Source organism: Mesorhizobium sp. M7A.F.Ca.US.014.04.1.1, from assembly GCF_003998745.1.
Classification (GTDB): domain Bacteria; phylum Pseudomonadota; class Alphaproteobacteria; order Rhizobiales; family Rhizobiaceae; genus Mesorhizobium; species Mesorhizobium ciceri.
This window is the reverse complement of sequence record NZ_RZRW01000180.1, coordinates 1-10,048: the sequence shown is the minus strand read 5'-3', so window position 1 is coordinate 10,048 and position 10,048 is coordinate 1. Positions and strand designations below refer to the sequence as shown.

The window sequence follows — 10,048 nt, the reverse complement described above, 5'->3', positions numbered from 1 at the left end:
CAGCTCACCGAGTGGCCGGTCGACCATTGCATCAAATGCCTGTGCTTCTATCATCCCGACGATCCGGCGGCGCTCAAGGACGAACAGCAGCAGAAGTTGCGCGCGCTGTTCGAAGCGGCGCGGAAGGTCGGCAGGGAACTTCTCATCGAGATCATTGCCGGCAAGCATGGCAAGCTCGACGACACGACGATCCCGCGCGCGCTGGAGGAACTCTATGCGCTCGGCATCAAGCCGGACTGGTGGAAGCTCGAGCCGCAGGCGTCGAGCGGCGCCTGGGCGAAGATCGAGGCCGTGATCCTGAAGCACGACCCCTGGTGCCGCGGCGTCGTGCTGCTGGGCCTGGAAGCGCCGCAGGACGAGCTGGAAGCGGCGTTCGCCGCCACCGCCAAGGCACCCATCGTCAAGGGTTTTGCCGTCGGCCGCACCATCTTCGTCCATGCGGCCGAACAATGGCTGGCCGGCAGGATGTCGGATGACGAGGCGATCGCCGACATGGCGCAGCGCTTCGAACAGTTGACGGATGCGTGGCTTGCCGCGCGCGGCCGCAAGGCGGCATAAGAAGGCGCGGAATAGGACTGCGGAGGAAAACACCATGAGCAAGACAATCCGCCTGACGATGGCGCAGGCGCTGACCCGCTTCCTGTCGCGCCAGATGACTGAGATCGACGGTAGCAAAGTCCCGATCTTCGGCGGCGTCTGGGCGATCTTCGGCCACGGCAATGTCGCCGGCATCGGCGAGGCGCTCTATCAGGTGCGCGACGAACTGCCGACCTTTCGCGCCCACAACGAACAGGCGATGGCGCATGCGGCAATCGCCTACGCCAAGGCCAATTTCCGCCGCCGCTTCATGGCCGCGACCTCTTCGATCGGCCCCGGCGCGCTCAACATGGTGACGGCGGCGGCGCTCGCCCATGTAAACAGGTTGCCCGTCCTGTTTTTGCCAGGCGATGTCTTCGCCAACCGCATCCCCGACCCGGTGCTGCAGCAGGCCGAGGATTTTTCCGACGGCACGGCGACGGTCAACGACTGCTTCCGTCCGGTTTCGCGCTATTTCGACCGCATCACCCGGCCGGAGCAGATCATTCCTGCGCTGAGCCGTGCCATGGCCGTGCTGACCGATCCGGCCGAATGCGGCCCGGTGACGCTGTCGCTCTGCCAGGACGTCCAGGCCGAGGCCTATGACTATCCCGAGAGTTTTTTCGCGGAGCGGGTCTGGCACCAGCGCCGGCCGCGCCCGGATCGCCAGGAACTGGCGGCCGCGGTCGCCGCGCTCAAGGGTGCAAAAAAGCCGTTGGTGATCGCCGGCGGTGGCGTCCTCTATTCGCAGGCGTCGGACGAACTGGCGAAATTCGCCGAGAGCGGCGGCATCCCGGTCTGTGAGACGCAAGGCGGCAAATCCTCGCTGCCGGACAACCACCCGCTCAACATGGCGGCGGTCGGCGTCACCGGCACTTCTGCCGCCAACCGGCTGGCTGAGGAAGCCGATGTCGTGCTGGCCATCGGCACGCGCCTGCAGGATTTCACCACCGGTTCGTGGGCGCTGTTCAAGAATTCGGGCAAGACCATCATCGGACTCAACGTGCAGCCCTTCGATGCCGGCAAGCACCGCGCCCTGCCGCTGGTGGCCGATGCGGCCGAGGGCCTGGCGGAACTCGGTGCTGCGCTGAAGGACTGGAAGGCGCCGGCAAGCTGGACCGACAATGCGTCGTCCGGCAAGAAGGCCTGGGCGGTCGAGGCGGCCAAGGTGACGGCGTCGACCAATGCCGCCTATCCGTCCGATGCGCAGGTGATCGGCGCGGTGCAGCGCGCCATGGGCTCCGGTGTGACGCTGCTGAATGCCTCCGGCGGGTTGCCGGGCGAATTGCACAAGCTTTGGCAGGCGGGCGCGCCCGGCTCGTACCATGGCGAATACGGCTTCTCGACCATGGGCTATGAGATTGCCGGCGGGCTCGGCGCCAAGATGGCGAAGCCCGGCGAGGAGATCGTCGTCATGATCGGCGACGGCTCCTACCTGATGATGAATTCGGAGATCGCCACCTCGGTGATGCTCGGCCTCAAGCTGACCATCGTGCTGCTCGACAACCGCGGTTACGGCTGCATCAACCGGCTGCAGATGGCGACCGGCGGCGCCAACTTCAACAATCTGCTGAAGGACTCGCGCCACGAGGTTCTGCCCGACATCGACTTCGCCGCGCATGCGGCGAGCATGGGGGCGATTGCCGAGAAAGTGCCGTCGATCGCCGGGCTGGAAAACGCGCTGGCACAAGCCAGGAAGAATACGCGCACCACGGTGCTCGTCATCGACACCGGCCCCCTGGTTTCCACCGATGCCGGCGGTCACTGGTGGGATGTGGCGGTGCCGGAAGTGTCAGTGCGGCCGCAGGTCAACGCGGCGCGCAAGGCGTATGATGAAAAGCGGCAGATGCAGACCATCGGCGATTGATATAGGCGCCGAAGCTCCTCCTTCTCCCCGTCTCTACACGGGGAGAAGATGCCGGCAGGCAGATGAGGGGCGGCGCCAACGAGCAAGAAACTGTTTTAGGACCGGAGTGACGACTTGAAAGCCAAACTGGGCATGTCCCCCATTGCGTGGTGGAACGACGATCTTGCGGAGCTCAGCGATGACGTGTCGCTGGAAGAATGTCTGCGCCAGTCGCGCTCGGCCGGCTTCACCGGCATGGAGATGGGCCGGCGTTTTCCCAATGACCCCGAAATCATGCTGCCGATCCTGAAGGCCGCCGACGTCACGCTGTGCGGCGGCTGGTTCTCGGGCACGCTGGTCGATGGGGAGATGGCCGACAACAAGGATCGCATCCAGCCGATGATCGACCTGTTCAAGGCGGTGAACGCGCCTTGCATCGTCTATGGCGAGGTTGGCCGTTCGATCCAGCGCGACCGCTCGAAGCCGCTGGCGACCAAGCCGAAGCTGTCGGACGACGAGATGAAAGCCTATGCGAAGCGCCTGACCGAATTTGGCGAATGGTGCGCCGAACAAGGCATGCCGCTGTCCTACCACCACCATATGGCGGCGGTGGTCGAGACCGAGCCGGAACTCGATGCCTTCATGCGCTATTCCGGAGCCGGCATTCCGCTGCTGCTCGATGCAGGCCATCTGGCATTCGCCGGCGGCGACGTGCTGCGCGCCATCGACAACCACCATACCCGGATCAGCCATGTGCATGTGAAGGACGTCCGCATGGGGGTGATCGAAAAGCTCGACCGCACGAAGCAGTCCTTCCTCGACGCGGTGGCGCTCGGCGCCTTCACCGTGCCGGGCGACGGTTCGCTGGACTTCGGCGCCATCGTGCAGCGCTTCGCCGACCATGGCTATGAGGGCTGGTTCGTGGTCGAGGCCGAGCAGGACCCGAAGAAGAACCCGCCGCTCAGGATGGCGCAAGTGGGCTACAAGGAATTGATGCGCGTCATGACGGCGGCCGGATACACGGTCGAGACGCAAGGCTTTCCAAATGTCTAGTTTCCCAATGGCTGGTGCGACGGGTTCCCGGCGAGGCCGATTGCTGTAGATTGGCCCGATGAAAGATTCCGAACACCCCTTCTTCCGGCCTTTGTGGCGGCGTGTCGCCGTCGTCGCGGTCTGCGTCATCTGGTCGATCATCGAGTTCGCCACCGGCACGCCGTTCTGGGGCATGATCGCGCTCGGCTTCGCCGGCTACGCCGTCTGGCAGTTTTTTTATCTCTACAAGCCTGCTGACGAGGCGAGGCCTCCGGTCGGGCCCGAGCCGAAGGAGTGACTGATCGCATGCGTCGGCGGTTAGCTTCCAGTGCTTCTAACTTCGTCATCCGAGGGTCTCCGCGACGGAGCTTCGCTCCTGCTAGGCCCTAGGATGACGAAGTTAGAGAGGCTTCGGCCGATCTCGAAGATTTCGATAGGAGAGACAAAAATGTCGAAGCTGCTCGTCAAAGCCGACAAGGGCCACGGTCGCGTCGCCCATGTGACGCCGAAAAGCGCGGGCTGGACCTATGTCGGTTTCGACCTGCATCGGCTGAAGCCGGGCGAGAGCGCCTTCGGCAAGACGGAGGATCGCGAAGTCTGCCTGGTGTTCGTCACCGGCAAGGGCAAGGCTTCAGCCGGCGGCAAGGAGCTCGGCCTGCTCGGCGAGCGCATGTCGCCCTTCGAGGGCAAGCCGTGGTCGGTCTACGTGCCTGAGGGTTCGGACTGGTCGGTGACCGCGGACACCGAACTGGAAGTCGCGGTCTGCTCGGCGCCGGGCCTTGGCGGCGGCCTGCCGGTTCGCGTCATCGGACCGGACGATCTCGGCCAGGAGGTGCGCGGCAAGGGCACCAACACGCGCTATGTCACCAACATCCTGCCGGAGGGCAAGCCGGCCGATTCGCTGCTGGTGGTCGAGGTCATCACGCCCGGGGGGCATACGTCGAGCTATCCGCCGCACAAGCACGACCAGGACAATCTGCCCGCTGAATCCTACCTCGAGGAAACTTACTATCACCGCCTCAACCCGCCGCAGGGCTTTGCCTTCCAGCGCGTCTACACCGACGCCGACAAGAACGGCCATCGCGCGCTCGACGAAGCAATGGCGATCGAGGATGGCGATGTCGTGCTGGTACCCAGGGGTTATCACCCCTGCGCCGCCTGCCATGGCTACGACCTCTATTATCTCAACGTCATGGCAGGACCGAAGCGGACGTGGAAGTTCCACAATGCGCCCGAGCATGAATGGCTGATGAAGGCCTGATCGGTCGCTGCGTGAGCACTCGCCCCCTGGTCCAGCACGAAAAAATCGTCGGCTAATGACCCCGCCGCAGCGTTTTGTTACCTGAAAGCCAGCAAGGCTTCGTCAATTCGTCATGGAAATCACCTATGGCAGCGAAGCTGACAAGGACTTTCCATGCGCTACGCCCTCTATTTCACTCCCCGGCAGGACGAGCCACTGGCGCGGATCGCCGCCGACTGGCTGGGCCGCGACCCGTTTGGCGCCGCCACGAGGCCGGTCGAAGCGGTGGCCGACCTGTCGGCGGCGGAAGTGGCTTTCCACACCGCTTCGGCGCGCCGCTATGGTTTCCATGCGACGCTGAAAGCACCGTTCCGCCTGGCTGCCAACGAGACGGAAGTCTCGCTGCGCGCCGCACTCGACCTTTTTGCCGAGGTGACGCCGGTGGTGACCATTCCCCGTCTCGTGGTCAGCCAGATCGACGGCTTCTTCGCACTGGTGCCGGAAGGGCCAGTGCCTGCGCTCAACCGGTTCGCCGATGACGTGGTGCGCGACTTCGACCGGTTTCGCGCACCGCTGAGCGAGGCGGAAATCGAGCGGCGCAGCCCGGATTCGCTGAAGCCGGCCGAGTTCCGCAATCTCTGCCAATGGGGCTACCCCTATGTCTTCGAAACCTTTCGCTTCCACATGACGCTCTCCGGCCGGGCGGGGTCACAGGAGAGCCCGCGTTTGCGCGCAGCGATCGACAGCCTGTTCGCGGAAGTGCTGCAACAGAAGGTGCTGGTGGATGCGCTGACCTTGTTTGTCGAAACCGAACCGGGTGCGCCGTTCATGGTGCTCTCGCATCACGCGCTCGGGCGCCGCCCGGCCAGAAAAACCGCCTGAAGGACTGCCTGAAATGACCGCCGAGACTGTTCTCCACAATGCCCGCATCGTGCTTGCCGACGAGATCGTCGAAGGTTCGCTGGTGCTGCGCGACGGCTTTATCGCCGGCATCGAAGCCGGCGCAAGCCTTGGCTCTGGCCGCATCGGCGAGGATATGGGCGGCGACTATATTATTCCCGGGCTGGTCGAGTTGCACACCGACCATCTCGAAGGCCATTACGCGCCGCGGCCCAAGGTGCGCTGGAATCCGATCGCCGCCGTGCTCGCCCATGACGCGCAGGTGGCAACCGCCGGCATCACCACCGTGCTGGACGCCTTGCGCGTCGGCATGGACGAAGACGCCGACCTGACATCGGCCGACATCCGCAAGCTGGCCGACGCGATCGAGGACAGTGTGAAGCAGGACCGTCTGCGCGCCGACCATTTCATCCACCTGCGCTGCGAGGTTTCGGCACCCGACTGCCTCAGGGCTTTCGCCAATTTCGACGGCGACGAGCGGGTTAAGCTGGCATCGCTGATGGATCATGCGCCAGGCCAGCGCCAGTTCGTCAATCTCGAAACCTATGCCTACTATTACCAGCGCAAGCTGAAGCTGACCGATCGCGACTTCAAGGTGTTCTGCGAAAAACGGATGGCCGAATCGGCGCGCAATTCGGCGCCGAACCGGGCGGTGATCGCCGCCGCCTGCCAGGAGCGCGGCATCGTGCTGGCCAGCCACGACGACGCCACATCGGGCCATGTCGACGAAGCGATCGAGCAGGGCGTGCGGGTTGCCGAATTCCCGACCACGGAAGAGGCCGCAAGGGCCTCGAAAGAGGCCGGGATGGGTGTGCTGATGGGCGCGCCAAACGTCATGCGCGGCGCCTCGCATTCGGGCAATGTCTCGGCCCGTACGCTGGCCAGCGACGGCCTGCTCGACATCTTGTCGTCCGACTACATTCCCTTCAGCCTGATCCAGTCGGCGTTCTTCCTCGGCGATGTCGTCGAAGGCATTTCCCTGCCGCAGGCCGTCGCCATGGTCTCGAAAAACCCGGCCGATGCGGTTGGACTGACCGACCGCGGCGTCATCGAGCAGGGCCGCCGCGCCGATCTGGTGCGGGTGCGCGTCGACGACCATGTTCCGGTCGTGCGCACCGTGTGGCGGCAGGGACGCCGGGTGGCATGATGGTGTCGGCACTGATCGAGCGGGAACTTTCGGCCGAGACGTTTCCGATCCGCGATGGCGTTTTCGTCGCCGTCGTCGGCCCAAGCGGCGCCGGCAAGGACACGGTGATCGGCTACGCCCGCAACCATTTTGCCGACGAAACGCGGCTGGAGTTCGTCCGCCGGGTCATCACCAGGCCGAGCGATGCCGCAAGCGAGGATCACGACACGCTGGCCGACGCTGCCTTCGCCGAAGCCGAAGCCGATGGCGCCTTCGCCATTTCCTGGGAAGCACACGGCTTGCGCTACGGCATCCCCGCCGATGTCGACTGGTCTGTCGCCAATGGCCGTGTCGCTGTCGCCAATGTGTCGCGCGCGATCATCCCCTCCTTGCGCGAACGCTATGCCAACCTGGCCGTCGTCGAGATCACTGCCTCGCCTGAAGTGCTGGCCGAGCGTCTGGCGATGCGCGGCCGGGAGTCCCGCGGCGAAGTGCTGGCGCGGCTGGCACGCAGCGCCAATGTCACTCTGTCCGGGCCCGGCGTCACCTCGATCGACAACAGCGGCCCGCGCGAAGCCGCCGGCGAACGCTTCGCCGAGGTGCTGCGCAAGGCGATGGCCTTTTCCGACATGTCGGGCCTGATCTAGGCTAGCTATTCCGCAGCCTGGCCCGCCACGCCCTTGCGGGTGGCGTCGACCATCAGCCGCCGTTCCCGGAACACGCCCCATTGCTGGTCGACCAGCACGCCGATGAGGATGACGCCGCCCATCACCGCGAAGTTGAGCGAGGACGGGATGCCGAGCAGGTTGACGAGATTCTGCAGCTCCTGCAGCAGCACCGTGCCGAGGATGACGCCGATCAGCGAGCCTTCGCCGCCGCGCAGCGAGAAGCCGCCGAGCACGGCGGCGGCGATGGCGTAGAGTTCGTAGAACTGGCCGTGGCTGGCCGGCGAGATCGAGCGCGTGTACATGGCGAAATAGATCGCCGACAGCGCCGTCAGCACACCGCAGATGACATAGGCGGCGATGACGACACGGCCGGTGCGGATGCCCGAATATTTCGCCGCCTCCTCGTTCTTGCCGATGGCGTAGAGATAGCGGCCGAACACCGAGCGATGCAGCACCACCCACATGACGATCGAAATAACGATCAGCGCGATGAAACTGTTCGGCACGCCATAGGAGCGTCCGGCCGTCAGGAATTCGAGCTCGGGAAAATTCTGGCCGAACGCAAAACCCGCCGTGCCGTCGGCGGTGTAGAAGCGGGCGACACCGCGGTAGATCAACAGGCCGCACAAAGTGACGACGAAAGGCTGCAGCTTGAGCCTTGTGATCAGCCAGCCATGCACCAGGCCTATGATGGCGCCGAGGAACAGGATCAGCACGAAGGCCAGCGGCCAGCCCACCTCGCGCACGGCGATGAAGTCGATGAACAGCGTTCCAAGCAGCGCGACCACCGAGCCGACCGACAATTCGATGCCGCCGGTGATGATGACGAAGGCCTGGCCGATCGACAGGATGCCGAACAGACCGATCAGGTTCGAGGTGTTGGCGAGGTTGATCGGCAGCAGGAAGCGCGGATTGATGATCGCAACGATCGCCCCGACCACCAGGATCAGGATCAGCAGGCCGAGATCTTTCTTGCTCATCGTCTTCTCCCCAATGCCTGAGCAGATCGCGCTTGCGCGAGACCCCGGCAAAACTACTTCGGCTGCTTGCCCACCGCCAGCAGCAGCACGTTTTCCTGGCTGAACCGGTCCTTGTCGAGAATGCCGAAGATTTGGCCCTCATGCATGACGGCGATGCGGTCGGACACGCCGATCACCTCTTCCATGTCCGACGAGATCATCAGCACGGCGACGCCGGCATCGGCCAATGCGCGCATCAGGCCGTAGATTTCCGCCTTGGCGCCGATGTCGATGCCGCGCGTCGGCTCGTCGAGGATCATCACATTGGGGTTCATGGCCAGCCACTTGCCGAGCACGACCTTCTGCTGATTGCCGCCCGACAGCGTGCCGGTGCGCGTCTGCACCGAAGGCGCCTTGATGCCGAGGTCTTTCTTCTGCTTCTCGGCGGTGGAGGTCTCGGCGCTTGAGGACACCAGGGAGCGGCGCGCATGCGCGGGCAGATTTGGCAGCGAAATGTTCTGAGCGATCGACAGGTCGAGCAGGATACCGGTCAGCTTGCGGTCTTCCGGAACCAGGAAGATGCCGTGCGCGACGGCGTCGGCCGCGGAAGCCAGCGCAAGCGGCTTGCCGTCGAGTTCCAGCGCGCCGCCGAGCTTCGAATCGATGCCGAAGAACACCCGCGCCAGCTCGGTGCGGCCGGAACCGACAAGACCGGCGAGGCCGAGGATTTCGCCGCGCCTGACGTCGAGATCGACCGGGCGGCCGGGATAGGCAGGGGTGCGGATGGCCTTGGCCGCAAGTGCTACGGCGCCGGGCGCACGCGCCGCTTCCGAGGCCTTCTCGCGCTCCTTCAGCATGCGGCCGATCATCAGCTTGACCATCTGGTCGTGGCCGATATCGCTCTTCGGCAAGGTGCCGGCCAGCATGCCGTCGCGCAGCACCACGACGCGGTCGGCTACGCGTTCGACCTCGTGCAGGCGGTGCGAGATGAAGATGACGCTGATGCCGTCGGCCTTCAGCGCCTTGATGACGTCGAGCAATTTGTCGGTCTCGGCGAGCGGCAGGCTGGATGTCGGCTCGTCGAGGATGACCAGCCGCGCCTCGATCGACAGCGCCTTGGCGATCTCGACCATCTGCTGCTGCGCCAGCGACAGGGTCGCGACCGGCGTGTCGGCGGAAAAATTGGCGCCGACGCGCTTCAAAAGCGGCGCCACCATGGTGCGCAGCTTGGCGCGGTCGACGAGCTTGAGCGGCCCGGCGCGCAAAGGTTCGCGGCCGAAGAAGATGTTGGCGGCGACGTCCAGATTTTCGAACAAATTGAGTTCCTGGTGGACGAAGGCGATGCCCGATCCCAGGCTGGCTTCGACGGAGAGCCTGTCATGCGCGGTGCCGTCGACGGTGATCGTGCCGCTGTCGGGCCTGGTGACGCCGCCGAGGATCTTCATCAACGTCGATTTGCCGGCGCCGTTTTCGCCGACAAGGCCGATGACCTCGCCCGGCCTGACCTCCATGGAGAAGCCGTCGAGCGCGACGACGCCCGGATAGGTCTTGCGCACGTTCTCGAGGCTGAGGAACGGCGTAGTTGCTGCGATGGATGTGTCGGAATAGTTCATCATGCCTGACAGCAGCCGGCGGGCCGTTTTTGGTCCATCTTCAGACTGACGATCCGCGCGCGTTTCGTGAATGCGAGCAGCCGGCCCA

At 64.7% G+C, this 10,048-nt stretch carries 10 protein-coding genes; 8 read left to right on the top strand and 2 right to left on the bottom strand.

The window, feature by feature from the left end; all coding sequences use genetic code 11:
* From EOA22_RS14350 to phnN, 8 genes are all read left to right on the top strand, one after another.
* Positions 1–558: DUF2090 domain-containing protein (locus EOA22_RS14350; RefSeq protein ID WP_127390040.1), on the top strand; the 558-nt coding region annotated here is incomplete at its 5' end.
* 34 nt (positions 559–592) lie between these two features.
* Complete coding sequence (gene iolD / locus EOA22_RS14345) at positions 593–2,443, top strand: 3D-(3,5/4)-trihydroxycyclohexane-1,2-dione acylhydrolase (decyclizing) (protein WP_063169769.1); 1,851 nt, start codon at positions 593–595, stop codon at positions 2,441–2,443.
* Between the two features lie 114 nt (positions 2,444–2,557).
* Entirely contained in the window at positions 2,558–3,475 is a 918-nt protein-coding gene (gene iolE / locus EOA22_RS14340) for a myo-inosose-2 dehydratase (protein ID WP_127390039.1), read from the top strand.
* Positions 3,476–3,533: 58 nt separating this feature from the next.
* Entirely contained in the window at positions 3,534–3,752 is a 219-nt protein-coding gene (locus EOA22_RS14335) for a hypothetical protein (protein ID WP_027161053.1), read from the top strand.
* Between the two features lie 150 nt (positions 3,753–3,902).
* Entirely contained in the window at positions 3,903–4,715 is an 813-nt protein-coding gene (gene iolB / locus EOA22_RS14330) for a 5-deoxy-glucuronate isomerase (RefSeq protein ID WP_063169767.1), read from the top strand.
* A gap of 153 nt (positions 4,716–4,868) precedes the next feature.
* Positions 4,869–5,576, top strand: a complete 708-nt coding sequence (locus tag EOA22_RS14325; RefSeq protein ID WP_027161055.1) for a DUF1045 domain-containing protein — start codon at positions 4,869–4,871, stop codon at positions 5,574–5,576.
* 13 nt (positions 5,577–5,589) lie between these two features.
* Positions 5,590–6,741 carry an alpha-D-ribose 1-methylphosphonate 5-triphosphate diphosphatase gene (locus tag EOA22_RS14320; RefSeq protein WP_063169766.1) on the top strand — a complete coding sequence of 384 codons (1,152 nt, stop codon included), beginning with the start codon at positions 5,590–5,592 and terminating at the stop codon, positions 6,739–6,741.
* Positions 6,738–7,367: a phosphonate metabolism protein/1,5-bisphosphokinase (PRPP-forming) PhnN gene (phnN, locus tag EOA22_RS14315; protein WP_024502021.1), complete on the top strand. Its 630-nt coding sequence runs from the start codon at positions 6,738–6,740 to the stop codon at positions 7,365–7,367. The genes EOA22_RS14320 and phnN overlap by 4 nt, the downstream gene beginning before the upstream one ends.
* Before the next feature lie 5 nt (positions 7,368–7,372).
* Here the strand turns inward: phnN and EOA22_RS14310 are convergent, their stop codons facing one another.
* Together EOA22_RS14310 and EOA22_RS14305 are read right to left on the bottom strand one after the other, a co-directional pair.
* Positions 7,373–8,368 carry an ABC transporter permease gene (locus EOA22_RS14310; protein ID WP_027161057.1) on the bottom strand — a complete coding sequence of 332 codons (996 nt, stop codon included), beginning with the start codon at positions 8,366–8,368 and terminating at the stop codon, positions 7,373–7,375.
* A 53-nt stretch (positions 8,369–8,421) separates the two neighbouring features.
* On the bottom strand, positions 8,422–9,960 hold the full coding sequence (locus EOA22_RS14305) for a sugar ABC transporter ATP-binding protein (protein ID WP_127390041.1): 1,539 nt from the start codon (positions 9,958–9,960) through the stop codon (positions 8,422–8,424).
* Positions 9,961–10,048: the final 88 nt, after the last annotated feature.